At 57.2% G+C, this 23,974-nt stretch carries 24 protein-coding genes; 15 read left to right on the plus strand and 9 right to left on the minus strand.

The genetic code is table 11. From position 1 onward, the window contains the following. The first annotated feature begins 23 nt into the window (after positions 1 to 23). From tsaE to hslV, 7 genes are all read left to right on the plus strand, one after another. On the plus strand, positions 24 to 491 hold the full coding sequence (tsaE, locus tag AABB31_RS14255) for a tRNA (adenosine(37)-N6)-threonylcarbamoyltransferase complex ATPase subunit type 1 TsaE (protein ID WP_342077506.1): 468 nt from the start codon (positions 24 to 26) through the stop codon (positions 489 to 491). Next, the gene (locus AABB31_RS14260) at positions 484 to 1,443 is read left to right on the plus strand and encodes a phosphotransferase (protein WP_342077505.1); all 960 of its coding nucleotides are present in this window, start codon (positions 484 to 486) and stop codon (positions 1,441 to 1,443) included. The genes tsaE and AABB31_RS14260 overlap by 8 nt, the downstream gene beginning before the upstream one ends. After that, positions 1,440 to 2,111: a nucleotidyltransferase family protein gene (locus AABB31_RS14265; RefSeq protein ID WP_342077504.1), complete on the plus strand. Its 672-nt coding sequence runs from the start codon at positions 1,440 to 1,442 to the stop codon at positions 2,109 to 2,111. The genes AABB31_RS14260 and AABB31_RS14265 overlap by 4 nt, the downstream gene beginning before the upstream one ends. Further along, positions 2,104 to 5,031: a double-strand break repair protein AddB gene (addB, locus tag AABB31_RS14270; RefSeq protein WP_373634900.1), complete on the plus strand. Its 2,928-nt coding sequence runs from the start codon at positions 2,104 to 2,106 to the stop codon at positions 5,029 to 5,031. The genes AABB31_RS14265 and addB overlap by 8 nt, the downstream gene beginning before the upstream one ends. Further along, on the plus strand, positions 5,028 to 8,369 hold the full coding sequence (addA, locus tag AABB31_RS14275) for a double-strand break repair helicase AddA (protein ID WP_342077501.1): 3,342 nt from the start codon (positions 5,028 to 5,030) through the stop codon (positions 8,367 to 8,369). Before addB ends, addA begins: the two co-directional genes overlap by 4 nt. Before the next feature lie 59 nt (positions 8,370 to 8,428). Further along, entirely contained in the window at positions 8,429 to 8,749 is a 321-nt protein-coding gene (trxA, locus tag AABB31_RS14280; protein ID WP_342077500.1) for a thioredoxin, read from the plus strand. A 207-nt stretch (positions 8,750 to 8,956) separates the two neighbouring features. Beyond that, the gene (hslV, locus tag AABB31_RS14285; RefSeq protein WP_373634902.1) at positions 8,957 to 9,511 is read left to right on the plus strand and encodes an ATP-dependent protease subunit HslV; all 555 of its coding nucleotides are present in this window, start codon (positions 8,957 to 8,959) and stop codon (positions 9,509 to 9,511) included. Here hslV and AABB31_RS14290 read toward each other — a convergent pair. Then, positions 9,508 to 9,873, minus strand: a complete 366-nt coding sequence (locus AABB31_RS14290) for a DM13 domain-containing protein (protein ID WP_342077499.1) — start codon at positions 9,871 to 9,873, stop codon at positions 9,508 to 9,510. The genes hslV and AABB31_RS14290 overlap by 4 nt on opposite strands. 143 nt (positions 9,874 to 10,016) lie before the next feature. On the opposite strand from AABB31_RS14290, the gene AABB31_RS14295 reads away from it, so the two are divergent. Then, positions 10,017 to 11,075 (plus strand): hypothetical protein, encoded by a 1,059-nt coding sequence (locus AABB31_RS14295; protein ID WP_342077498.1) that lies wholly within the window; start codon positions 10,017 to 10,019, stop codon positions 11,073 to 11,075. Positions 11,076 to 11,083: 8 nt separating this feature from the next. After that, a complete protein-coding gene (gene hslU, locus AABB31_RS14300) occupies positions 11,084 to 12,391 on the plus strand; it encodes an ATP-dependent protease ATPase subunit HslU (protein WP_342077497.1) in 1,308 nt (435 codons plus the stop codon). Positions 12,392 to 12,423: 32 nt separating this feature from the next. Here the strand turns inward: hslU and AABB31_RS14305 are convergent, their stop codons facing one another. Continuing rightward, positions 12,424 to 12,948, minus strand: coding sequence for a redoxin domain-containing protein (locus AABB31_RS14305; RefSeq protein ID WP_342077496.1), 525 nt, complete (start codon positions 12,946 to 12,948; stop codon positions 12,424 to 12,426). 131 nt (positions 12,949 to 13,079) lie between these two features. Between AABB31_RS14305 and AABB31_RS14310 the strand changes: the two genes are divergently transcribed. After that, complete coding sequence (locus AABB31_RS14310) at positions 13,080 to 14,315, plus strand: MFS transporter (protein ID WP_342077495.1); 1,236 nt, start codon at positions 13,080 to 13,082, stop codon at positions 14,313 to 14,315. Here AABB31_RS14310 and AABB31_RS14315 read toward each other — a convergent pair. The 3 genes from AABB31_RS14315 to AABB31_RS14325 are packed head-to-tail and all read right to left on the minus strand — an operon-like array spanning position 14,298 to position 16,563. Further along, positions 14,298 to 14,876, minus strand: coding sequence for a Smr/MutS family protein (locus tag AABB31_RS14315; RefSeq protein ID WP_342077494.1), 579 nt, complete (start codon positions 14,874 to 14,876; stop codon positions 14,298 to 14,300). The genes AABB31_RS14310 and AABB31_RS14315 overlap by 18 nt on opposite strands. After that, positions 14,876 to 15,847: a murein transglycosylase A gene (locus tag AABB31_RS14320; protein WP_342077493.1), complete on the minus strand. Its 972-nt coding sequence runs from the start codon at positions 15,845 to 15,847 to the stop codon at positions 14,876 to 14,878. Before AABB31_RS14320 ends, AABB31_RS14315 begins: the two co-directional genes overlap by 1 nt. Positions 15,848 to 15,900: 53 nt before the next feature. Continuing rightward, positions 15,901 to 16,563: a Tim44/TimA family putative adaptor protein gene (locus tag AABB31_RS14325; protein ID WP_342077492.1), complete on the minus strand. Its 663-nt coding sequence runs from the start codon at positions 16,561 to 16,563 to the stop codon at positions 15,901 to 15,903. A 109-nt stretch (positions 16,564 to 16,672) separates the two neighbouring features. On the opposite strand from AABB31_RS14325, the gene AABB31_RS14330 reads away from it, so the two are divergent. Together AABB31_RS14330 and secB are read left to right on the plus strand one after the other, a co-directional pair. Beyond that, positions 16,673 to 17,152: an FxsA family protein gene (locus AABB31_RS14330; RefSeq protein ID WP_342077491.1), complete on the plus strand. Its 480-nt coding sequence runs from the start codon at positions 16,673 to 16,675 to the stop codon at positions 17,150 to 17,152. Positions 17,153 to 17,211: 59 nt separating this feature from the next. After that, on the plus strand, positions 17,212 to 17,721 hold the full coding sequence (gene secB, locus AABB31_RS14335) for a protein-export chaperone SecB (protein WP_342077490.1): 510 nt from the start codon (positions 17,212 to 17,214) through the stop codon (positions 17,719 to 17,721). Here the strand turns inward: secB and dnaQ are convergent. From dnaQ to AABB31_RS14355, 4 genes are read right to left on the minus strand one after another with little or no spacing between them, the layout of a single operon-like run. Continuing rightward, positions 17,718 to 18,410 (minus strand): DNA polymerase III subunit epsilon, encoded by a 693-nt coding sequence (dnaQ, locus tag AABB31_RS14340; RefSeq protein ID WP_342077489.1) that lies wholly within the window; start codon positions 18,408 to 18,410, stop codon positions 17,718 to 17,720. The genes secB and dnaQ overlap by 4 nt on opposite strands. Beyond that, entirely contained in the window at positions 18,403 to 18,993 is a 591-nt protein-coding gene (gene coaE / locus AABB31_RS14345) for a dephospho-CoA kinase (RefSeq protein ID WP_342077488.1), read from the minus strand. The genes dnaQ and coaE overlap by 8 nt, the downstream gene beginning before the upstream one ends. Continuing rightward, positions 18,990 to 19,817, minus strand: a complete 828-nt coding sequence (locus AABB31_RS14350; protein WP_342077487.1) for a shikimate dehydrogenase — start codon at positions 19,815 to 19,817, stop codon at positions 18,990 to 18,992. Before AABB31_RS14350 ends, coaE begins: the two co-directional genes overlap by 4 nt. Continuing rightward, entirely contained in the window at positions 19,814 to 20,413 is a 600-nt protein-coding gene (locus AABB31_RS14355; RefSeq protein WP_342077486.1) for a Maf family protein, read from the minus strand. The genes AABB31_RS14350 and AABB31_RS14355 overlap by 4 nt, the downstream gene beginning before the upstream one ends. 406 nt (positions 20,414 to 20,819) lie before the next feature. Between AABB31_RS14355 and hemJ the strand changes: the two genes are divergently transcribed. From hemJ to mnmE, 3 genes are all read left to right on the plus strand, one after another. Beyond that, the gene (gene hemJ, locus AABB31_RS14360; RefSeq protein ID WP_373634905.1) at positions 20,820 to 21,260 is read left to right on the plus strand and encodes a protoporphyrinogen oxidase HemJ; all 441 of its coding nucleotides are present in this window, start codon (positions 20,820 to 20,822) and stop codon (positions 21,258 to 21,260) included. 119 nt (positions 21,261 to 21,379) lie between these two features. Beyond that, positions 21,380 to 22,651, plus strand: coding sequence for a transcription termination factor Rho (gene rho / locus AABB31_RS14365; protein ID WP_342077485.1), 1,272 nt, complete (start codon positions 21,380 to 21,382; stop codon positions 22,649 to 22,651). A gap of 30 nt (positions 22,652 to 22,681) precedes the next feature. Beyond that, a complete protein-coding gene (gene mnmE / locus AABB31_RS14370; RefSeq protein ID WP_342077484.1) occupies positions 22,682 to 23,962 on the plus strand; it encodes a tRNA uridine-5-carboxymethylaminomethyl(34) synthesis GTPase MnmE in 1,281 nt (426 codons plus the stop codon). The last annotated feature ends 12 nt before the right edge of the window (positions 23,963 to 23,974 follow it).

The following is a 23,974-nucleotide window of genomic DNA, read 5'->3' on the forward strand; positions in this document are numbered from 1 at the left end:
GTCCCAGACAATACTGTCTGCACATGACGACCAAAACGATAGAAATACCGCTTCTGCAAGAGACTGATACAGCCGCGCTCGCCGCGCAATTCGCAACGATGCTTGAACGCGGCGATAGTTTGTTACTGGACGGTCCAATCGGTGCCGGAAAATCCGCGTTCAGTCGCGCCCTGATCCGGGCCCGATTTGAAAACGACAGGCTTGAAGTCCCGTCGCCCACGTTCACGCTGGTACAAACCTATACGCATGACGATGGTGATATCTGGCACTGCGATCTTTATCGGCTGACCCATCCCGACGAGATATTCGAACTTGGCCTTGAGGAGGCCGTAAGCGATAGCATCTGCCTGATTGAATGGCCTGAACGACTGGGAAATGGCGCGCCTGCAGATGGGCTGCGGCTTGTATTTTCGGTGCGTGACCAAGGCCATCATGTGGCCATTCACGCCCCCGCCAACTGGCACACGCGGATCGAGCGCCTGGATGTCTGACAGAGACGCCCTGCAAAGCAGCTTTCTGGCGCAAACGACCTATGCGGACTGGATCAGATCACCGCTTGCAGGCGACGCATCTGCCCGGCGCTATGTCCGGTTAAGCAAAGGTGACAAGACCGTCATTCTGATGGATGCACCCCCGGAAAACGGGGAAGATACGCGACCATTTCAGACCGTTGCCGCCGCCCTGACGGATGATGGGCTTGCCGCACCTGATATTCTTGTGCATGACCCCAAAAACGGGTTCATGATACTTGGCGATCTGGGTCGAAATGACTTTGCAACCTGGTTGATCACGCACCCCGGTGACAGCGTGACGTTATACCGGGCAGCTGCCGACGTCGCGATCAGGCTGAATGGCCGCACGCTCTTGCCGGGGCTGAAAAGAATGACGCCCGAAACCGGCGCAGAGATGATTGAACTGCTACATCCGCACTATACGACCATGCCTATCGCTGATCTGACCAATCAGATGGAAGCCGCGCTTGCGACATGGGCGCCGGAACCGGACACAATGGCGTTACGTGACTACCATGCGGAAAACCTGATCTGGCGCCCTGACCAAACCGGTCTGGACCGGGTCGGGCTATTGGACTTTCAGGATGCGTTCATGGCGCCTGCGGGATATGATCTGGCCTCGCTGCTGCGGGATGCACGACGCGATATTGAACCAAGCCTTGCATCAGAAATAGCCGCGTATTTTTCCGATCAAACCCGGCAGCCTGATGGGTTTCGAACAACGCTGTCCTGCCTGGCAGTCCAACGCAATCTGCGTATCCTCGCCGTCTTTTCCAGATTGGCAAAGGCGCGGAACAAGCCACGCTATTTGTCGTTTTTGCCGCGCGTTTGGGCCTACCTAATGGATGACCTTGCCGATCCGGCATTGAAGGATCTGCGCGCCGCCACTCTCGATTGCCTGCAACCGCCATCAAAAAGCCAGCGCCCATGACCCAACCCATCCTTTTCTTTGCAGCCGGGTTGGGAACACGCATGCGGCACCTTGTCGTCGATCAACCCAAACCGCTTGTCAAAGTAGGGAGCAAGGCGCTGATCGACCACGCGCTTGGCTTTGCCGACGCACCAGACCTGCAACCCAAGGTCGTCAACCTGCACTACAAATCCGATATGCTCCGCGCTCATCTCGGGACCCGAAACATCGTTTTTTCCGATGAAACCGACAAATTGCGCGAGACGGGCGGCGGTCTGAAGCACGCGCTGCCGCTACTTGGCACATCGCCGGTCATCACCATGAATACGGATGCGGTCTGGCGTGGGGCGAACCCGATTGAACAGCTCCGCCAAGGTTGGCAGCCGCAGATGGAGGCGCTTTTGCTGATGGTCCCCAAGGAAAATGTCCACGGGCATCTGGGCAAAGGTGACTTTCTGCGCTCTGAAGACGGGCGGCTTCGTCGGGGGCCGGGCGACATTTATACGGGTGTGCAAATGATCCGAACCGAAACCTTGGCAGATATGCAGCAGGATGCGTTTTCGATGAACGTCATCTGGGATCAGATCGCCGATCGCGGCGGGCTATATGGGCTGACCTATCAGGGTCAGTGGTGCGATGTCGGCCAACCTGCAGGCATCCCGATTGCCGAGGAAATGTTGGGTGTTTGACCCGACCGACAAGCCACGCGTCTTTGGCACGGCGCCGGGGGTTGATTTCGCCCAAAGCCTTGTTGATGGTCTGGTCGAAAAAGGACGAAAGCTGCGCCCGGACCAATGGGCAAGGGCAGAGATCTACGTCAACACCGCCCGCATGCAGCGCCGTATTCGCGAGGTGTTTGATACCGGTCCGGCCCGTCTGCTGCCGCGCGTCAGGCTGATCACCAGCCTTGCCGATGATCCCGTTTCGGCCAATGTACCGCTGCCCGTCTCGCCGCTGCGACGCAGGCTGCAATTGTCCCAATTCGTCGGGAAATTGCTGGATCAGGAACCCGATCTTGCCCCCCGCGCCGCACTTTATGATCTGTCCGACAGCCTCGCTGATCTGATGGATGAAATGCAGGGCGAGGGGGTCAGCCCGGAGGTGTTCGAGCGCCTGGATATTGCCGATCAATCCGGCCATTGGGATCGCGCGCTGAAGTTTCTGCGCATCATCGCCCCGTTCTTTGCCAACCCCGACCAACCCCCCGATAAAGAGGCCAGGCAAAGGCAGGTCATCACCGCATTGCGCGATCGCTGGTCCGTAACCCCGCCCGATCATCCAATCATCGTTGCAGGATCTACCGGCTCGCGCGGTGCAACGGCGCTGTTCATGCAAGCCGTCGCCGCGCTTCCGCAAGGTGCGCTGATATTGCCCGGGTTTGATTTTGATTTGCCCGATGACGTCTGGCAAAGCATGGATGACCCGCTTACCGCCGGGGATCATCCGCAATACCGGTTTCGCCATCTGATGCAACTGATCGGGTTTGACCGCCCAGATGTGACATGTTGGACGAAAACGGCCCCACATGATCCGCTACGCAATAAACTGGTGTCACTGTCATTGCGCCCAGCGCCCGTGACCAGTCAATGGTTGGCAGACGGGCCTGATCTGGGCGATCTGAAGCCCATCGCAGATCGTCTGACAATACTCGAGGCTGAAAGCCCGCGCGAGGAAGCAGAAACAATCGCACTTCGCGTGCGGCAAGCGGCGGCCGCCGGGCAAACGGCCGCCTTGATTTCGCCCGACAGAATGTTGACCCGGCAAGTCACCGCCGCCCTTGATCGGTGGAATCTGACACCGGACGACAGCGCGGGCATCCCTTTGGCCTTGTCACCGCCCGGGCGTTTGCTGCGACATGTGGCTGATATGTTGGCAAAACCGCTGACCGGCGAGGCATTGCTGATTATCCTCAAACATCCGCTGTGCAACTCCGGCGGGGCTGATCGCGGGCCGCATTTGCTGCTGACGCGCGAGTTGGAGCTTTATCTGCGCCGGCATGGCCCGCCAAACCCGACACCGGCCACCCTAGCCCATTGGGCCGGATCGGACGCGCAGCGATTGGACTGGGCAAGCTGGGTGTCGGCCTTCCTGACCACGCCGAATGCAAACCGCGTTGTACCCTTGTCCACGCATATTGATGCGCATCTGGATCTGGCGGCACGGCTTTGTGCCGGCCCCGGCGGTGACGGTGCGGGCGAATTGTGGTTGGAAGGTGCCGGGCGCGAGGCCTACCGGATCTGCGATTTGCTGCGGCAAGAGGCCGACGCCGGCGGGGCCATAAGTGTCAGGGACTATGCAGCCCTATTTGGATCCGTTCTGGCCGGTGGTGAGGTCCGGGACCGCGACAAGGGGCATCCGAATATCCTGATCTGGGGTACGCTGGAGGCGCGTGTTCAAGGGGTCGACCTGACAATTCTTGGCGGCATGAATGACGGGGTTTGGCCCGAGCAACCGAAACCTGACCCGTGGCTGAACAGAAAGATGCGGGCAGAGGCAGGGCTTTTGCTGCCGGAACGGCGGATCGGTCTTTCAGCCCATGACTACCAGCAGGCGATTTCCGGGCGCGAGGTCTGGATCACGCGCGCCAAGCGATCCGCCGATGCCGAAACCGTGCCGTCACGCTGGGTCAATCGGCTGATCAACCTGCTTGACGGGCTGCCCAAGCAGCACGGCGATCTGGCATTGAAAGAAATGCGGGCGCGAGGGCAAGAATGGGCCGCAACGGCCGCAAAGATCAGCCAACCGGATCAGCGTATTACACCCGAACCGCGCCCGTCGCCGCAACCACCGGTCAAGGACCGGCCAAAGGCGTTTTCTGTCACGCAAATCAAGACATTGATCCGCGATCCCTTTGCGATTTATGCACGCAAGGTTTTGCGCCTTGATCCGCTTGATCCGCTTCTGCGCAGCCCGGATGCACCGCTGCGGGGGATTATTATTCACGGTATTCTGGAAGATTTCATCAAGAACAGGTGCGACCCCACGGATCGGGACGCATTCATGCAGCTTGCAGCCCGGCATATGGACCGCCATTGTCCCTGGCCCGCGATCCGCGCGCAATGGTTGGCCCGACTGGACCGCAGCGCCGATCTGTTTCTGGCCGGCGAGGTGACGCGACAGGAGGTTGCCGTTGCCCAGCACACCGAACTATCCGGCAAGGCCGCCTTGCCCGATCTCGACATCACACTGACCTGCAAGGCTGACAGAATCGACGTGACCGCCGACAGATCGGCGATCATCTATGACTACAAGACCGGGGCTGTGCCAAGTGCGGCACAACAGCAGAATTTCGACAAGCAACTGCTGCTAGAGGCCGCAATGGCAGAGCGGGGGGCCTTTGAAACCCTAAATGCAATTCCCGTCGACGCCGCGGTTTTTATCGGCGTGAACAGCGCTATGAAGAATGTCCCCGCACCGCTTGATAAGCAGCCAACAACGCAAGTCTGGGACGAACTTGGGACGCTTTTTGAAAACTGGCAACGCCCCGACCGGGGTTACACCGCGCGGCTCGCCCTGTTTTCCAGAACAGATGTCAGCCCCTATGATCATCTGTCCCGCCATGGCGAATGGGACACCAGCGACGATCCGGTTCCGCAGGTGCTGACATGATCCGGGACGCCGCCACGCAACGCCAGGTCGATGCAGCCGATCCGCGCGTTTCAACCTGGCTGTCTGCCAATGCCGGATCCGGGAAGACCCGTGTTCTGACCGACCGCGTGGCCCGGCTGCTTTTGGAAGGTGTGTCACCACAAAATATCCTGTGCCTGACCTACACCAAGGCCGCCGCTGCAGAAATGCAGAACCGTCTTTTCAAACGGCTCGGCGCATGGGCAATGATGGCTGACGCACCATTGCGGTCCGAACTGCTGACGCTTGGCGTTGAAAAGGCGATCAATGACACGGATCTGCGCGAAGCCCGCACATTGTTCGCCCGCGCGATTGAAACGCCGGGTGGTTTGAAAATTCAGACGATCCATTCGTTTTGCGCCGCCATATTGCGCCGTTTCCCGTTGGAGGCTGCGGTCAGCCCGCAATTTCGTGAAATGGAAGACCGGGATGCAGAGCTTTTGCGCGCAGAGGTTCTTGATGAACTTGTGGCCGGGCCCCATGCCAACGCGGTCGAGGCGATACTGCGCTATTTCACCGGCAATGACCTTGCTGAACTGACGGCAGAGGTGGCGTCAAAGCGCGATGCCTTTTCCAGTGACATCACTGCTGCCCAGATCTGCACCACATTGGGCCTGCCACCGGCCGCCCAGCGCGATGACGCATTCAGCATTGCGTTTCAGGGTGATGAGGTGGGCATTGCGGCGGATATCGCGGAAGCGTTTGCCGCCCAATCAAAGACATACCAGACCTTTGCCAAGACACTGGCGGAACTTGATCTGCAAACCCCGAATTGGCCCGCGCTCGAGGCGCTTTTTGATCTGTTTCTCTATGCCGGCAGCTGCAAATCGAAATCGACGAACTTTCCCCAAAGCAATCACAGCAAAGCCGTTGACGCCATGGCCCCGATTGCTGACGCCGTACATGCGTGGATGGACCGGGTTGCGTCGGCCAAGGCGCATCTCTGGGCGATGGATGCGCTTGATCGCACTGTGGCAATCCACGAATTTGCCAGATTATTCATCCCGGCCTACGAGGCGCGCAAACTGATGATGGGCGCGCTTGATTTTGATGATCTGATCCGCAAGGCAAAGGCGTTGTTGACCGATCCCGATGTGGCGCAATGGGTTCTGTTCCGGCTGGATGGGGGTATCGACCACATTCTGGTGGACGAGGCGCAGGATACCAGCCCAACCCAATGGGCCGTGATCGAGCGCTTGACGCAGGAATTCGCCACCGGCGAAGGCGCCCAGCCAGAGCGGCAAAGGACCGTCTTTGTCGTCGGTGACAAAAAGCAATCCATTTACTCCTTTCAGGGCGCAGATCCGGCTGCGTTCGACGACATGCGCCACCACTTTCGAACCGCGCATAAGGATATCGGCAAGCCGTTTGCTGTCACCTCGCTGGATCATTCCTTTCGATCGTCGCAGGCGATCCTTTCTGTCGTTGATGCGACCTTCATTCGCGACCGCGCCGAAGGGATGGATGACAGCCTAAGCCATATCGCCTTCAAGGATACCATGCCGGGCCGGGTTGACCTTTGGCCAGTCATCGAAAAATCTGCGGGCGACGACGGCCGCAAATGGTACGAACCTGTCGATCAACCCAGTGAGACAGATCATACCGTTCTGATGGCCAGACGCGTGGCCGCACAGATCAAACACATGATCCGCCATGAAACGATCCCGGACGAGATCGACAATACGGCGCAATACCAACGCCGCAAAATTACCGAAGGCGACATCCTGATCCTTGTGCAGCGCCGGTCAGACCTGTTTTCCGAAATCATCCGGGCCTGCAAAACGGCCGGCCTGCAGGTTGCCGGCGCAGACAGGCTGCGTGTCGGTGCCGAGCTTGCGGTCAAGGATATCGCAGCACTTTTGCAGTTTCTGGCCCTGCCCGAGGATGATCTTTCATTGGCTGCCGCACTGCGATCCCCGTTATTTGGCTGGTCCGAGCAGGATTTGTTCACCTTGGCCCATCGCAGACCGGAAAAGGCGCTGCTTTGGACGGCGCTGCGCAATTCTGACCACGACGAGACCCTCACCATCCTGCGTGACCTGAACATGGCGGCGGATTTCCTGCGCCCCTTTGATCTGATCCAGCGGATACTGATCCGCCATGATGGCCGCCGCAAACTGCTGGCCCGTTTGGGGCAAGAGGCCGAGGATGGGATTGATGCATTGCTGTCGCAGGCACTTGCGTATGAAAGTACCGGCATACCCAGCCTGACCGGGTTTCTGGGCTGGATGCAGACGGACGATCTGGAAATCAAACGACAGATGGACAATCAGGGTGACCGGATCAGGGTCATGACCGTTCATGGGGCAAAGGGGTTGGAGGCCCCGATTGTCATTCTTCCGGATACCGCCAAACGCGATATTCAGGTAAAGTCCGAATTGCTTCCGGCCAAGACGCATTTGATCTGGAAAACACCTGCAAAATCGTCCGCCCCTGCGGTCACGGCCCTGCGCGATGCGGTGATCGCAAAACAGGCGCGTGAAAGGCTTCGTTTGCTATATGTCGCGATGACCCGGGCCGAAAAGTGGCTGATTGTGGGTGCCGCAGGCGATGTCGGGCAAGGTGATGCCAGCTGGTATAATATCGTGGCCGACGGCATGCGTCACCGGGGTGATATCGACGCCACATCCAGCGATCTGGAAATCAAACGCGTGGCACATCTGGATTGGGATGCGGGACCAATGACGCAAGCGGCGCAAGCATCCACCGCGCCGGTTGTCGTGCCTGACCTCAACCCTGTTCCAGCGCCCGTCCCACTGACGACCCTGTCCCCATCCGATCTGCCGGGCAAAAAGATCCTTGATGGCGACCCGGCAGGCGAAGATCGGGATGCAGCCCTTGCGCGCGGACATCTCATCCATCGCCTTTTGGAACATCTGCCCTTGGCCGATCTGACGAACCGGGAACAGCTTGGCACGGCAATCGCCGGGCCGGACAACACCGCCTTGGTGGCCGACGTAATGGCGCTATTGGCAAAGCCTGACCTCGCCCATCTTTGGGGCAATGATGCCATTGCCGAGGTCGATATCACAGCCGACATTGATAACCTTGGCCGGATACACGGCACAATTGACCGGCTTATCGTACAGGGCGACACAGTTCTGGCGGTCGATTTCAAATCCAACCGCCTGACACCGGAAACCCCACAGCACACGCCGCAAGGCATTCTGGCGCAGATGGCCGCGTATCATGCGGCACTTTTGCAGATATATCCCGACCACATTGTGACAATGGCCATCTTGTGGACCGAAACCGCCCAGCTGATGCATTTGCCGGCAGACCTGCTTCACGAAGCGCTGAACACTGTTACTGTCGCTTGACCGCAGCCGGTGCGCTGCCTAGTTTCAGTTTCCAATGATTTTCGCCAAGGAGTGACCTGATGGCAACCGTAGCAGTAACAGACGCAACCTTTGACGCCGAAGTGCGCAATTCCGACATCCCTGTCGTCGTGGATTTCTGGGCAGAATGGTGTGGCCCATGCCGCCAGATCGGCCCCGCACTGGAAGAGCTTTCCACCGAAATGGAAGGCAAGGTCAAAATCGTCAAAGTCAACGTGGACGAGAACCCGAATTCACCGGCTCAGCTGGGCGTGCGCGGCATTCCGGCGCTGTTCATGTTCAAGAATGGCGAGGTCGTATCAAACAAGACCGGCGCGGCACCCAAGGCAGCGCTGCAAGGCTGGATTGAAGAATCCGCCTAAGCCTCACCTTGATAGATAGTATAAGGGCGCCCTGATCGGCGCCCTTTTCTATGTCCGCCAGCTGTTGCTGCCGCACATCGGTCTACCCGGCCCGGTTTCTACGCATTTAGCGCCGAATATTGCAATGCGATCTGACCGCACAGGCGGCAGGGTTGTCTGGCGCGCAACCTCTCGCCATATAAGGCGTCAGCATGCAAGGAGCGGATCATGGCCAAAGAAGAATTCCCGGGCTGGCACGGCACAACGATTATCGGTGTGCGCAAGGGCGGCAAGGTTGTGATCGCGGGTGACGGACAGGTCAGCCTTGGCCAAACCGTGATCAAGGGCACCGCCCGCAAGGTCCGCAGGCTATCACCCGGCGGACAGGACGTGATCGCCGGTTTTGCCGGATCAACCGCCGACGCATTCACATTGCTTGAGCGGTTGGAAAAAAAGCTGGAGGCAACACCCGGTCAGCTTGCCCGCGCATCCGTTGAGCTGGCCAAGGACTGGCGGACGGACAAGTACCTTCAAAAGCTGGAGGCAATGTTGATTGTCAGTGACGGCACGGACCTGTTTGTGATTACAGGGGCCGGCGACGTGCTGGAGCCCGAGCATGACGTGACCGCAATCGGATCAGGCGGGAACTACGCGCTGGCCGCGGGCCGCGCGATGATGGATGGGGATCTGGATGCAGAACAGGTGGCGCGCAAGGCGATGGCGATTGCCGCTGATATCTGCGTGTATACCAACGGCAATCTGACTGTAGAGACAATCGGTTAACCGATTGGTGCAACGCCCAGACCGACGCTGAAACGCTCGCACCAGACCCAGACTTCGTTATAGTCGTCAGGATTGATGCCGTCGGGAATGGTAAAACTGGATGCACCATTATAGTTTTCCAGCTTGCCCATCAGGGTTGCCGGGTCATAGTCACCATCCTTGCCCAGCGCGATTTTTGGATCAGGGGCACCGTCAAAGGTGAAATCATCCAGCAGGTTGACCTGGTTGCCCGCAATTTCAGCGGTGCCAGTCACCACGTGGTTGTTTACGCCGGTAAATGTACCGAGACGGCCATGACCACCGGCGAATGCGGGCATGGCGGTTGTTGCGATGGCCGCAACGAGGAATGAGCGTCTGTCCATATCTTGGACCTCCTTGGGGGTTAGGGTGGACGCACAATTACCCGACCGGCGTTGCCAGACAATCCGCCGCACGGCTTTGTGACTGCCTGCAATTTTCCCGTGACCCCTTGGACTTGGTCGGCGCAACCCATAGGTTCTGGTCCATGATTGATCGCAATGACATCAAGGCGGCAGTTGCCAGTGGGCTATTGTCTGAAAAACAGGCTGCAGGGCTGATCACCCTTGCCGACAGCCGCCGGGGTGCGCGCGAGAACCTTGCCGCGGGGGATGAACCGTTTGAACTGTTCAAAGGGTTCAACGAGATTTTCATCGTGGTTGGCCTGATCATTCTGGCCAGCGGTTGGTACGGCGTTACCGGCCTTGCGGTGGGATCGCGGATCATGAACCTGCAGCAATATGCCAGCACGATCTGCCTGATCAGCGCGGGCGTGATCTGGCTGCTTTCGGAATATTTCGTGCGGCATCGGCGCATGGTTGCACCCGCAATCGCGCTATCCATCATGTTTGCGGGCAATGCGGCCCTTGGGTTCATTGCCTATATGGCCGAACCCTTCATGGTTGCCCAAAACGACCTCAGCAGTATTCCGCCCGCCTTGCTATTGGCGACAATTGCCTTGCTTGGCTATTGGTGGCGGTTCCGGGTTCCCTTTGCCCTGGCCATGATCGCTATCGGCCTTTTTGTGACCACGACGATGTTCACCGCCAGCCGGGGCGGGCGGATCGAAGATATCGGTGATTTCTTTTTGCTATCCGCCGGCGGGCCGTTTGCATGGATCACGCTGGGGCTGGGTGTGCTCGTCTTCGCGATTGCGATGCTATTTGATATGAGCGATCCGCATCGCGTGACACGCCGGTCGGCCAATGGTTTCTGGCTGCATATCGTGGCGGCCCCTGCACTGATGAACACAATTGCGCTGACGCTGATGGCCCGGGACGCAAATCTTGCCTTGCTGGGGGTGCTGGCGATCTTTGCGGTTGTCGCGATCATTATCGACAGACGATCCTTCCTGATCACCGCTATCGGATATGTCGTTGCCTTGACCAACACGGTTTGGGATGGGCAAAGCACTGCGATGACCGTACTGATCCTTGGCATCGTCCTGCTTTTGCTTGGTGCGTTCTGGGAAAAGATCCGCGCCGCTATCTTGCGCCTTCTTGGCGGTGCATTACCACTTGATCGGCTGCCGCCGTCTCATGCCTAAGGACCAACATGACAGACCTGACACCCCGCGAAATCGTATCCGAACTTGACCGGTTCATCATTGGTCAGAAAGACGCCAAGCGTGCCGTGGCGGTAGCACTGCGCAATCGCTGGCGGCGCAAGCAATTGGGCGATGATCTGCGCAATGAAGTCTATCCAAAGAACATTCTGATGATCGGCCCCACAGGCGTTGGCAAAACCGAGATTTCCCGCCGGTTGGCCAAGCTTGCCCGCGCACCGTTTATCAAGGTCGAGGCCACAAAATTCACCGAAGTGGGCTATGTCGGCCGCGACGTGGAACAGATTGTGCGTGATCTGGTGGATACTGCCATCCTGGATACCCGCGAACATATGCGCGAAGATGTAAAGGCAACCGCCCGGCAGGCCGCCGAAGATCGCGTGATCAGCGCCGTTGCCGGAACAGAAGCCCGCGACAGCACCCGCGAGATGTTTCGCAAAAAGCTGAAATCAGGCGAGCTGGACGATACAGTCATCGAGCTTGAGCTGACAGATACGTCCAACCCCATGGGCGGGTTCGAAATCCCCGGCCAACCCGGCGGGATGGGCGGCATGATGAACCTGGGCGAATTGTTCGGCAAGGCGATGGGTGGCCGGACCGTCAAAAAGAAAATGACAGTTTCCGAAAGCTACGACGCATTGATCGCGGATGAGGCCGACAAGCTGCTGGATGATGAAACCGTCACCAAAGCCGCCATGGAAGCTGTCGAACAGAACGGCATCGTGTTTCTGGACGAAATCGACAAGGTCTGCGCCCGCGCCGATGCGCGCGGTGCGGATGTATCGCGCGAGGGCGTCCAGCGTGATTTGCTACCCTTGATCGAAGGCACAACCGTGTCCACAAAACACGGGCCAATCAAAACCGACCATATCCTGTTTATCGCATCAGGTGCCTTTCACGTGGCAAAGCCATCCGACCTGTTGCCGGAACTGCAAGGACGTTTGCCCATCCGCGTCGAATTGCGCGCCCTGACCGAAGAAGATTTCGTGCGCATCCTGACAGAGACCGATAATGCGCTGACGCTGCAGTATTCCGCGCTGATGAAGACCGAAGACGTTGTTGTGACGTTTGACAAAGACGGGATCAGCGCGCTTGCCAAGATCGCGGCAGAGGTCAACGAAAGCGTCGAGAATATCGGCGCACGCAGGCTTTACACGGTGATCGAGCGTGTCTTCGAGGATTTATCCTTTACCGCACCGGACCGCGCGGGTGACGAAATCACCATTGATGCGGCCTTTGTCGAGGAACATCTTGGCGAATTGGCAAGATCGACTGACGTCAGCAGATATGTCCTCTGACGCCTGACCGCGCGGGGCAGTCATTCGGTTTCTCAGGCGGTTCCGCGAACGGGACGGTCATTTTCGATATTGAAGGTCATGCCATCCAACAGCTCATCCAGATCAGGGCGGGCTGCCGGACCGTTTGAGATATCAACCAGCATCAGCGACCCGTCCGGACGTATGCCAAAAGCCCCGGGTTCCGCGAAAAGGCCAGTCGTTTCCGCATCGGATAGCGGTTCCGAAACATAAAGGCCCAGCGCGCGCATCTGGCTAACCTCCATCCCATAGCAAAGGTCGAAATCCCACCCGAACTCTGCCTTGTCTGCCAGTGCCTTTTCTTCGGTGTCAGCCGACACAACGACAACATCCAAAAGCGCCTGCCAAGCCGGCAATGCGGCATTCAGCTTGTTCAGGAACCGCTTGCAGCGCGGACAGTGCTTTCCGCGGTACACAAACAGCATGGTCCACCGGTCCTTGGCTTGACCGATCACGATATCACCCTGCGCCCCGGCAACCGGAAAGCTTAGCTGGTCGATCTTTTCGCCAACTGGCGGTTTGGTAGCTGAAAGCGGCATTGGTCATTCTCCAAAAAGCATCGGGTGCGATTGATAGCCTGCGGCATGGCGACCGATAAGTGAATAGCATCCATCGTAATCGGCCCATTTTGGACTTTCACATCCTCGCCGCGCGGCCCATCAAGGGCAATATGAGCCAACGGCCCGGATATCTTCGCTTTATTCGCGACAACGCGCCCTTTTTGGCCGCAGGCGCGCTGCTGTCGTTTCTATCCAGTTTCGGGCAGACCTTCTTTATCTCGATCTTCGGGGCCGAAATACGCGAGGCCTATGGGCTGAGTAATGGTGATTGGGGTCTGATCTATATGGTTGGCACAGGCGCCTCTGCCGCATTGATGGTCTTTGCAGGCGGGCTTGCTGACCGGTTTCGAGTGCGCACGCTGGGCATTACCGTGGTGCTATTGCTTGGATGTGCCTGCCTTTTGATGGCTTTCAACCCACTGGCCGCCCTGCTGCCATTTGTCGTTTTCGCACTGCGCTTTACCGGGCAAGGGATGACCAGCCATGTCGCTGTCGTTGCGATGGGCCGTTGGTTTGTCGCAACCCGCGGTCGCGCATTGGCCGTTGCAGCGTTTGGTTTCATGATTGGCGAAGCCGTGCTGCCCCTGACAATGGTCTGGCTGAAATCCATGATCGACTGGCGGACACTTTGGGCGTGCTTTGCCGTGTTCTGCGCCCTTGCAACGCTGGTGCTTTACCGATTGCTCCGGCTGGAGCGGACGCCGCAATCTATTGCAGCAACGTCTGAATCCACCGGCATGAACGGGCGGCATTGGACACGCGCAGACGCGCTGCGCCATCCGATGTTCTGGGCTATGATACCTGCGGTCATGTCCTTTTCGGGGTTCGCCACCGCATTCTGGTTCCATCAGGCCCATTTTGCCGAGATCAAGGGGTGGTCCCATCTGGCCCTGGTTTCTGTTTTCCCGCTGGGAACATTGGCGCTTTCGCTTTCAACGATAGGCTATGGCTGGGCCACCGACCGGTTCGGGGCTGTGCGCCTGTTGCCGATCTATCTGGTGCCGCTGGTTGTGGCATTTGTTTTGCATTGGTACGCGCCGTCCCTGATCTGGACGGCACTGGCGGTTATTTGCATGGGTATCGCGGGCGGGGGTCAGTCCACGATCCTGAATGCCTGCTGGGCTGAGCTTTATGGCACCAGGCATCTGGGCGCGATCAAGTCGGCCGCCACTGCACTGATGGTTCTGGGTTCCGCCATCGGACCAGGCCTTAGCGGCTGGTTGATTGATGTCGGCGTTGGTTTTGAACGGCAGCAACTTGGCTACGCGGCAATGTTTGTTTTCGCGGCCTTGATCCTTGTTGTGCCCAGCAGAAACGCGCGCAGGATCCTAGCCCAGCCTGCGTAGATAAACGTAATACGCCCCATCACCGCCATGGCGAATATGCGCTGGGGTCACCTGCAAGACCACGGCATTCAAGGGCGGCAGTGACAGCCATTGTGGAACCTGATGGCGCAACACGCCAAAGCGGGTGGGGATCGGACCGCCATCATCACGATCTTTGCCCTTGCCGGTGATGACCAACACCAATCGACGCCCCATGGCCGACGATCCCAGGATAAACCGAACCAGTTCGGGATGCGCCTCGGCCAGGACCATGCCGTGCAGATCAAGCCGCGCCTCTGGCTTGAGCTTGCCGCGCTTCATCTTGCCAAAAGCCTTGTGATCCATTTTGACAGGCGCGCTGGACAGCCGGTCCTTGATAGTAGGTGCGATGTCGTGGGATGGGCGGGTATTACTACGCTCGCCCACACGAAACGACGGGACGGGGTCGGCCGGCTTGGGCTGGACGCTTGGCTTTTCGGATAGAATGGGGCGGGTGCGCTTGGGGTCCATTGGCGTGGTGCGTTCGGCAACACGGTCCCATAAGGCGCGTTCATCCGCTGACAGGTGACGGGGCTTGCGCATTACGGGCCTATGGGCAAACGCTGCGCCATGGTCGTCGGCAGCAAAACAATCATACGGCCGGCATCCTTGATCGTGCCAGCCTCGCGCCCCGCATCGTCACCGGTTCCAAAGAATATATCAGCCCGCTGCGCGCCCTTGATCGCTGAACCGGTATCTTGCGCAACCATCAACCGGTTCATCGGGACGGCCCCTTCCTTTTCAATCCATACCGGCGAGCCGAGGGTCACAAAGGCCGGATCAACCGCAATCGTCCGCCCCGGCGTGATGGAACGGTTCATCGCACCCAAAGGGCCAAGGTCGGCAGGCACCTCACTCACCTCTCGGAAAAAGACATAGCTTTCGTTTTCCCACAAAAGTTTGCGGCCCTCGCGTCGGTTCTTGCGCACCCAGTTGCGGATCACCGCAGCCGAGACCTGATGGATCTCAAATTCGCCCCGATCCACCAGCGCCATACCGATTGATGAATAATCCCGCCCGTTTTTGCCCCCATAGCCCACGCGCATCACCTGGCCATCAGGCAGCCGTATGCGGCCCGACCCCTGGACCTGAAGGAAAAACAGATCCACCGGATCGGCCAGCCAGGCCAGTTCAAGACCCTTGTTGGCAAGGGGGGCGTCTTCGTCGATCTGGCGTCGGGTGAAATACGGCTCGCCCGGAACCAGATCATCGGGAACGGCATAAATCGGAAACTGATAGCCGTCACCGCGATGACGGGACCCGATCAATTCAGGCTCGAAGTAGCCGGTGAACAGCATTGGGTCGCCATCTTCGATCAACACCGGACGAAAGAACTTTTCAAAGAAATCGCGCGCCGTTGGGCCAGTACGCGCCACATCGCACAGGATTTCCCAGTGCGGATCGCGCATATCGCGGCAGGTGTTCAAAAACACATCAAGCGCCGCCTGATGGTCATCCGTGGCCCAGCCAGCCAGATCGCTAAAGGGCACGCGCGTATATGTGGGGTCGGCCATTGCAGCTGTGCCAGTCAGAACCGAAAGAAGAACACCGCCCAACCAGCCTTTTATCATTCGCCGGTGGCTACAAGACGCCAATTGGGATCGCCGGAATCCATCTTGCGCGCAAAGGTCCATGTATCCTTCTGGCGCTTGATTTCCTTATCGCTGCCCTCGACGATGTCGCCAGCGTTGTCGCGGACAACCGATGTCATTTCCGATTTGAACCGCACGGAAACCTCACCCTCTTTGCTGGTCTCGTCATATTCAGCGGCCACAAGCGTCATGTCGCTGATACCGATAAAATTCGCATCAACGGTCAAGCCCTGGCGCTGGCGTTCATCCACAACTGTCGCAAACGCCTCGTATACATCTTCCGAGATAAACGGCACGATTTCGTCCAGATCACCTTTTTCAAATGCCATCAGGATCATCTCGTACGCGCCGCGCGCGCCACCCAGAAATTCAGTCACGTTGAAGGACGGATCGACACGTTTCATCGCGGCCAGCGCCTTGGCTGCAACGGAATCCTCTTCAACGTGGTCGGTAATATCCAGATCCGGGCCACCTTCGATGACGTCAAATTCGGGCTTTGGACGACCGCGTGCCGGATCAGGCCGGGTGACGGCTGGCTTTTCGTATCCTTCGCGCGTTCCCAATACGCCACGCAGCCGCAGGATCAGAAAAACAGCGATGCCCGCAAGCACCAAAAGCTGAATAATCGAAGAATTCATCGGGACCTCGTTGAAAGGAAGGCATGGAATTTTGCCAGTCGAACCTTATGTAGGTCAGGGGTAGGCCTGAGTCCACCTTACCCCGCAGAAGTTACGAAAGGTGCCTGCTATGTGGCTGTTGATTGCCTTTATTGCCGTCCCAATGATCGAAATCGCGCTGTTTATTCAGGTTGGCGGGGTGATCGGGATGTGGTGGACCCTGCTGATCGTGCTGATGACAGCCATCGCGGGGTCGTATCTGGTCCGCAGTCAGGGATTGCGTGAACTGGGGCGATTGCAACAATCCTTTTCCGAAATGCAGGATCCGACAGAACCACTGGCCAATGGTGCCATGATCCTGTTTGCCGGCGCGCTTTTGCTGACGCCGGGTTTCTTTACGGATGTTGTTGGGTTGTCACTGCTTGTTCCGCAAGTCAGGCAAGCGGCGTTCAAATGGGCGCGGTCCCGGATCAAAGTCAGCAGTTTCAAGGTCAACACGGCCGCTCAAGCACCGCGCAAACCCCGCGATCAGGTCATTGATGGCGAATTCGAAGAAGTGACTGCGGATAAAAAATCAAACCAGACGCCATCTGGATGGACCCAGCATTGAGGCCAACAAGATAGGCTGCTAGGAACGCGGCAACTTTATTCCACAGGAGCTTATGGCAAATGGCCGATACACCCGAAACAGGCGCAAATGGCGCAGAACCCGCACAGCCACTGCAGGTCAAGAACCGTGTCATGGCACAATATATCCGTGACATGTCGTTCGAGAACATTCTGGCCCAAAAAGGTGTACAGGGTGACGCACAACCCGAAATTCAGGTGCAGGTCAATCTGGATGCCCGCAAGCGGACAACAGAACACCAGTTCGAAATCATCACCAAGCTGAACATCACCAGCAAGACCAAGGAAAAAGGCGAACCGCTTTTTGTGCTCGAGCTGGAATATGCCGGTGTCTTCCATGTCGAGGGCGTACCAGAAGAGCAGATGCACCCGTATCTGTTGATCGAATGCCCGCGCATTACGTTCCCGTTCGTGCGCCGGATTGTCAGCGATGTGACCCGCGACGGTGGTTTCCCACCGCTGAACCTCGAACAAATCGACTTCATGGCACTCTATCGCTCCGAGCTCGCCCGCCGGGCAGAAGCTGAAAAAGCAGCGAAAGCAGAAAGCTAAGCCAGCTTTTTCCAGACAGCATCGTCGCCCAGCTTGTCAATAAAGGCTTGATGGGCGGCTTTTTCTTCAGCTGTCAGTTTAGACGCCAACGGCTGTGGGCGTGGCGCTGGGCGCCAGTCTTGTGAACCACCATCCGTTGTTTTCGTCCGCGTATCCGCGGCCAGCGCAAAATCAGGTTGCCGGCCTCCGATCAGTTCCAGATAAACTTCGGCCAGGATTTCACTATCAAGCAACGCGCCATGCAGCGTACGCGACGAGTTATCAATTCCAAACCGCCGGCACAGCGCATCCAGCGACGCGGGCGAGCCAGGAAACCTGCGCCGCGCAATAGCCAGCGTATCAATGGCCTGATCCATCGGCAAATGCGGGCGGTTAACCCAGCCAAGCTCGGCGTTGAGGAATTTCATATCGAAAGCAGCGTTGTGGATGACCAGTTTGGCATCACCGACAAAATCGACAAAATCCTGTGCAATTTCCTTGAACAGGGGTTTGTCCGCCAGGAATTCATCACCCAGCCCGTGAACAGCAAAGGCTTCTTCCGGCATGGACCGTTGCGGGTTGATATATTGATGATATGTCCGCCCGGTCGGGACATGACCGTTCAACTCTACAGCACCGATTTCAACGATGCGGTCACCTTCACCCGGTTCAAAACCCGTTGTCTCGGTGTCGAGGACAATTTCACGCATTTGGATGCCCTTTGAGCTGTTCGATTAATTCTCGCACGGCGTTGCGGGTCTGGTCCAGCGTCTGGGTTTCAATCAGGTGATCGGCGCGACGGCGCTTTTCCGCGTCAGGCATCTGACGTTCCAGCATCGCCTCGAATTGGGGGATGGTCATACCGGGGCGGGCAAGCACACGCGCCCGCTGATCTGCGGGCGAAGCAGATACGACCAGAACCGTATCAAGCCATTGATCTGCATTAGTTTCATAAAGAAGCGGAATGTCAAAAACCAATAATGGATCGTCATGGGCGGCGATGAATGCTGCCCGATCCTTTGCCACCAGCGGATGCACGATATTTTCGATTGCTTCCAACGCAGATGGGTCCTTGGCGATGATCTGCTTCAACATGTCACGCGAGATTGCGTCACCTTCCACCGCATCGGGAAAGGCCTGCCGCATCGGTGTGACAGCGCCGCCCCCTTTTCCATATAAGGCATGCACAACTGCATCTGCATCCCACACGGGGATATGTGCATCGCGGAACATGGCCGCTGTGGTTGATTTCCCCATGCCGATTGACCCTGTCAGCCCCAAAAGATGGGTCATGCCAGAACAGCAGCGCGGGTGGCATCGTCAACCTCTGGCCTTTGGCCAAACCAACGCTCAAAACCTGGCACACCTTGATGTAGCAACATTCCCAAACCATCGACAGCGACGCACCCGGCCGCAGCGGCAGCATCCAACAAGGTGGTGCGCAATGGGTTATACACGATATCGGTTACAACCGCGTCTGACCGCAAATCATCCAGCGGTACTTTGAAAGGTTGCGCCCCTGCCATGCCAAGTGAGGTGGTATTGATGACGGTTGTTGCAGTTTCCAGCATCGTGCCTGCCTGCACCCAATCAACCACGCGAACACGCGTTCCGAATTCGTCGCTAAGCGCCTCGGCCTTAGGGCGGGTTCTGTTCGATAACAGTATTTCGGGAACACCAGCATCAGCCAGTGCCACGATAATCGCCCGCGCCGCACCACCGGCGCCAAATATGGCCGCAGGGCCGCTTTGCGGGTTCCAGTCGGGGGCACCTTGCCTGAGGTTAGCGATAAACCCGTAGCCGTCGGTGTTATCAGCCAGAACACGGCCATCATCAGTGAAGGTCAGGGTATTTGCGGCCCCAACCAAAGTGGCGCGGTCCGACACCTGATCGACGAAATCGAGAACACGAATCTTATGAGGGATCGTGACGTTAATCCCGACATAGCCCTGACCCGGCAATGCCCGAATGGTTTGCTCCAAGGCATCTTCTGTCACCTGAATTGCATCATAGGACCCCGCCAAACCGTAGCGGCGCAGCCAATGGGTATGAAGTTTCGGCGACAGGGAATGGCTTATCGGATTTCCGATCACGCCAGCGCGGGGTATCTTGGTCATTGTGGTATTGTCCCGCGAAGCGTCAGGTAAGACAAGACTTCAAGCAACGGTAAGCCAAGTACATGAAAATGATCGCCTTCTATCCTTGAAAACAGGCGAACACCTTCTTCTTCCAGTTTGTAGGCACCCACCGCATGGCGGATGCTGTTCCAGTTCCTGTCGACATAGTCCTGCAAATAAGCGTCTGTCGCCTGCCGCATATGCAGGCGGACAACACCCACGTGGCGCCAAAGCGGCTTGCCCTCGCCATAAATGACAGCAGCAGACAGCAGCTTATGGCCGGATCCGCGCAAAGACTGCAATTGTTGCAATGCCATGTCGGGCGTGTCGGGTTTTGACAGGATGCGATCACCATGGGCGAGGATCTGATCGCATCCAATCACCAGGGACTCCGTCCGTTTCAGACCGACCTTTTGCGCTTTCATTTCAGCCAGACAGTCGGCAATGTCACGGGGGGTTGCGGCCTCTGCCTGCAAGGATCGCCTGATCGCATCCTCATCTATGCGGGCAGTTTCGACGCTGAATGGCACGGCTGCATTGCGCAGCAAGGTCGCGCGAATTTCGGATGAAGAGGCCAGGATGATCGGCTCAGTCATGTGGATAACCCGATGGACAATCCATGTGTCGTGTTTGGGGCAAAACTGTTGGCACTTTCAAAGGCTTCTTTGCGCTGGATCGTTTCAGGGGTTGTAGACCGGAACACCGCCCGTTTTCCACCGGGGGTAAGTATGAAATCCGGATGTGTAAGATTTTTGTGCCGGACGCGTGCCGGCGGGAAATTGAGCGATACCAGGGCACGGCGACAATCAGCAAGTTATTGATTTAATTATTATAAATACTACTCCGCATCCACCATAGGCCACACATTAACTAGCCCTGACCGGTGGATAACTCTGCGGACGAAAAAATAACCCACAGAAATGTGGACCCCCATCATCTTCATCATCTTTTCTTTCTATATATATTTATTAATAACGTTCTCACCGATCGGAGACTTACCCCGTGTTGATCAGCATCTATCCATGGATCAAAGCGCTACACATCATGGCTGTGATTGCGTGGATGGCTGGCCTTTTTTACTTGCCAAGATTGTTTGTATATCACGCAGAGCGTGCAAGTGTCGGATCCGAGTTGGATCAGACCTTTCAGATCATGGAAGAAAAGCTGCTTCGCGTGATCATGAACCCAGCCATGATCGTTGCCTGGATTGCGGGACTGGTGATGATCGGTATGGGGGCCTTTGACTGGGGGTCTGTCTGGGCCTGGGTCAAGATCATTTGCGTTATTCTGATGACAGCCGCCCATGGCTGGATGGCCGCCCGGCGCAAAGAGTTTGCGGCCGGAACAAATACCCGGACCGGGCGAACCTACCGGATGTTCAACGAGGTGCCGACCGTGCTGATGTTGCTTATCGTCATCGCGGTTGTCGTGCGTCCATTCTAGGCCGTCGTTGACTCCCAACCGGCGTTTGCCTACACGTATCTCGCACCCCGTCCGGGGACCGCATTTTTCCAGAACCGTTCCACATATGTCAGCTGACCAAGCTGCTGCAGGATATTGATATGTCTCAACACCGTTTGAACCTTGCTGATCTCAAGGCGCAAAGCCCCAAGGATCTTTTGTCGCTGGCAGAAGAGCTGGAGATCGAGAACGCGTCGACCATGCGCAAGGGCGATATGATGTTCGCGATCCTCAAGGAGCGTGCGGACGAAGAATGGATCATCGGTGGTGACGGCGTGCTAGAGGTCTTGCAGGACGGTTTTGGGTTCCTGCGCTCACCCGAGGCAAACTATCTGCCGGGCCCAGATGATATTTATGTTTCCCCGGATATGATCCGCCTGCACTCTCTTCGGACGGGCGATACCGTTGAAGGGGTCATGAAAGAACCAAACGACACAGAGCGTTATTTTGCGCTTACCTCGGTTGAACGGATCAATTTTGAAGAACCCGAGCGGGCAAAACATAAGGTCGCGTTTGACAACCTGACCCCGCTTTACCCCGAAGAGCGGCTGACCATGGAAGTTGCGGACCCGACGATCAAGGATCGGTCTGCGCGGATCATTGACCTGGTATCACCTATCGGAAAGGGCCAGCGGTCGCTGATCGTGGCACCACCCCGCACCGGTAAAACGGTATTGTTGCAGAACATCGCTAACTCTATCGAGAAAAATCACCCCGAATGTTATCTGATTGTGCTGCTGATCGACGAACGGCCCGAAGAGGTGACGGACATGCAGCGGTCGGTCAAAGGGGAAGTGGTCTCATCAACCTTTGATGAACCTGCGACGCGTCACGTGGCTGTGTCCGAGATGGTGATCGAAAAGGCGAAGCGACTTGTCGAGCACAAGCGTGATGTGGTGATCCTGCTGGATTCGATCACCCGGCTTGGGCGGGCGTTTAACACGACGGTCCCGTCATCTGGTAAAGTGTTGACCGGCGGTGTTGATGCCAACGCGCTACAGCGCCCCAAGCGGTTCTTTGGTGCCGCCCGGAATATTGAGGAAGGCGGATCGCTGACGATTATCGCCACAGCCTTGATTGATACCGGTTCCCGTATGGACGAGGTCATCTTTGAAGAATTCAAAGGCACCGGCAACAGCGAGATTGTGCTTGATCGTAAGGTTGCGGATAAGCGGGTCTTCCCCGCCATGGACATCCTGAAATCCGGTACCCGGAAAGAAGAGCTTTTGGTTGATAAGGGCGATCTGGCCAAGACTTACGTCTTGCGGCGGATTTTGAACCCAATGGGCACAACAGATGCGATCGAGTTCCTGATTGGCAAGCTGAAGCAGACCAAGACGAATTCAGACTTCTTCGATTCCATGAACACGTAACTTATTGTTTTAAAACAATGGGTTAATAGTATGCAGACGATATATGCTCTTGCAACGGCGCAAGGCCGTGCTGGTGTCGCCATTATTCGTATTTCGGGTGCGGATGCTGTGGCGTCGGCGGAAATGTTGATGGATGGCGTGCCAGCCAGCCGCGGCGTACGCGTATTGCAGGACAGTGAGTGTGTTGTTCTGGATGAGGCGTTCGTGCTGCGATTTCCGAAAGGAAAAAGCTTTACAGGTGAAACCGTGATCGAACTGCACCTTCATGGAAGTCCTGCGGTTGTTTCTGCGGTGTTGACGGAACTGGCAAAGGACGAACGCTTGCGGTTGGCAGAGCCGGGTGAGTTCACCCGCCGGGCACTTGAAAACGGGCGCCTGGACCTTGCTCAGGTCGAGGGTCTCGCTGATTTGATTGATGCCGAGACGGAACTACAGCGCAAGCAGGCGCTGCGTGTTTTTTCGGGGGCTGTTGGTCAAATGGTTGATCGTTGGCGTACCGATCTGATGCGTGCGGTGGCACTGATCGAAGCAACGATTGATTTTGCGGATGAAGAGGTGCCAGTGGATGTGACGCCGGAGGTCCTCGAACTGGTGCGCGGCGTGAAGACGGATATCACCCGAGAGATTGCGGGCGTCCGCGCCGCAGAGCGTGTCCGGTCCGGTTTTGAAGTCGCAATCGTTGGTCCGCCCAATGTCGGAAAATCAACGTTGTTGAATAAGCTCGCGGGGCGTGATGTGGCGATTACATCCGAAATAGCAGGTACGACGCGGGATGTTATCGAAGTCCGGATGGATATTGATGGGATACCTGTGACTGTATTGGATACAGCCGGTCTAAGGGATACGGATGATCGGGTGGAAGCGCTGGGTGTTGAACGTGCAAGGGCACGTGCTGATCAGGCGGATATAAGGGTCCATATATTGGAGCCGAATACCTCAGATCACCGAGATGATGGTGATGATGATCTATATAGAGTTGGCTTCGCTGATCTGCATCAAGACCCTAGAACCGCTATATCTGGTAAAACCGGGCAAGGTATAGACGATCTACTGATGTCTATCTCAACACGACTAAAGCGGCGAGTCGCTGGCATTGGTGTTACCGTGCGGGACAGGCATAAGGCTGCCATGGTGCGGGCTGACAGTGAACTGGGATCTGTTGAAGACATGCTACTGGTTGGGGTCGAACAGGCAGAACTGGTGGCTGAGCGACTGTGGTCATCAATTCGTGCCTTGGATAGCCTTGTGGGGCGAATTGATGTAGAAGATGTGCTTGGCGAGATTTTCGCCAGTTTTTGTATCGGCAAGTAGGGATTGTTTCAC

This window comes from Yoonia sp. SS1-5, from assembly GCF_038443705.2.
GTDB classification, from domain to species: Bacteria; Pseudomonadota; Alphaproteobacteria; order Rhodobacterales; family Rhodobacteraceae; genus Yoonia; species Yoonia rhodophyticola.

What these genes read in the sequence shown, in the direction of transcription:
- tsaE (WP_342077506.1), top strand. Translation starts at nt 24, where the DNA reads ATGACGACCAAAACGATAGAAATACCGCTTCTGCAAGAGACTGATACA.
- AABB31_RS14260 (WP_342077505.1), top strand. Translation starts at nt 484, where the DNA reads ATGTCTGACAGAGACGCCCTGCAAAGCAGCTTTCTGGCGCAAACGACC.
- AABB31_RS14265 (WP_342077504.1), top strand. Translation starts at nt 1,440, where the DNA reads ATGACCCAACCCATCCTTTTCTTTGCAGCCGGGTTGGGAACACGCATG.
- addA (WP_342077501.1), top strand. Translation starts at nt 5,028, where the DNA reads ATGATCCGGGACGCCGCCACGCAACGCCAGGTCGATGCAGCCGATCCG.
- trxA (WP_342077500.1), top strand. Translation starts at nt 8,429, where the DNA reads ATGGCAACCGTAGCAGTAACAGACGCAACCTTTGACGCCGAAGTGCGC.
- hslV (WP_373634902.1), top strand. Translation starts at nt 8,957, where the DNA reads ATGGCCAAAGAAGAATTCCCGGGCTGGCACGGCACAACGATTATCGGT.
- AABB31_RS14290 (WP_342077499.1), bottom strand. Translation starts at nt 9,873, where the DNA reads ATGGACAGACGCTCATTCCTCGTTGCGGCCATCGCAACAACCGCCATG.
- AABB31_RS14295 (WP_342077498.1), top strand. Translation starts at nt 10,017, where the DNA reads ATGATTGATCGCAATGACATCAAGGCGGCAGTTGCCAGTGGGCTATTG.
- hslU (WP_342077497.1), top strand. Translation starts at nt 11,084, where the DNA reads ATGACAGACCTGACACCCCGCGAAATCGTATCCGAACTTGACCGGTTC.
- AABB31_RS14305 (WP_342077496.1), bottom strand. Translation starts at nt 12,948, where the DNA reads ATGCCGCTTTCAGCTACCAAACCGCCAGTTGGCGAAAAGATCGACCAG.
- AABB31_RS14310 (WP_342077495.1), top strand. Translation starts at nt 13,080, where the DNA reads ATGAGCCAACGGCCCGGATATCTTCGCTTTATTCGCGACAACGCGCCC.
- AABB31_RS14315 (WP_342077494.1), bottom strand. Translation starts at nt 14,876, where the DNA reads ATGCGCAAGCCCCGTCACCTGTCAGCGGATGAACGCGCCTTATGGGAC.
- AABB31_RS14320 (WP_342077493.1), bottom strand. Translation starts at nt 15,847, where the DNA reads ATGGCCGACCCCACATATACGCGCGTGCCCTTTAGCGATCTGGCTGGC.
- AABB31_RS14325 (WP_342077492.1), bottom strand. Translation starts at nt 16,563, where the DNA reads ATGAATTCTTCGATTATTCAGCTTTTGGTGCTTGCGGGCATCGCTGTT.
- AABB31_RS14330 (WP_342077491.1), top strand. Translation starts at nt 16,673, where the DNA reads ATGTGGCTGTTGATTGCCTTTATTGCCGTCCCAATGATCGAAATCGCG.
- secB (WP_342077490.1), top strand. Translation starts at nt 17,212, where the DNA reads ATGGCCGATACACCCGAAACAGGCGCAAATGGCGCAGAACCCGCACAG.
- dnaQ (WP_342077489.1), bottom strand. Translation starts at nt 18,410, where the DNA reads ATGCGTGAAATTGTCCTCGACACCGAGACAACGGGTTTTGAACCGGGT.
- coaE (WP_342077488.1), bottom strand. Translation starts at nt 18,993, where the DNA reads ATGACCCATCTTTTGGGGCTGACAGGGTCAATCGGCATGGGGAAATCA.
- AABB31_RS14350 (WP_342077487.1), bottom strand. Translation starts at nt 19,817, where the DNA reads ATGACCAAGATACCCCGCGCTGGCGTGATCGGAAATCCGATAAGCCAT.
- AABB31_RS14355 (WP_342077486.1), bottom strand. Translation starts at nt 20,413, where the DNA reads ATGACTGAGCCGATCATCCTGGCCTCTTCATCCGAAATTCGCGCGACC.
- rho (WP_342077485.1), top strand. Translation starts at nt 21,380, where the DNA reads ATGTCTCAACACCGTTTGAACCTTGCTGATCTCAAGGCGCAAAGCCCC.
- mnmE (WP_342077484.1), top strand. Translation starts at nt 22,682, where the DNA reads ATGCAGACGATATATGCTCTTGCAACGGCGCAAGGCCGTGCTGGTGTC.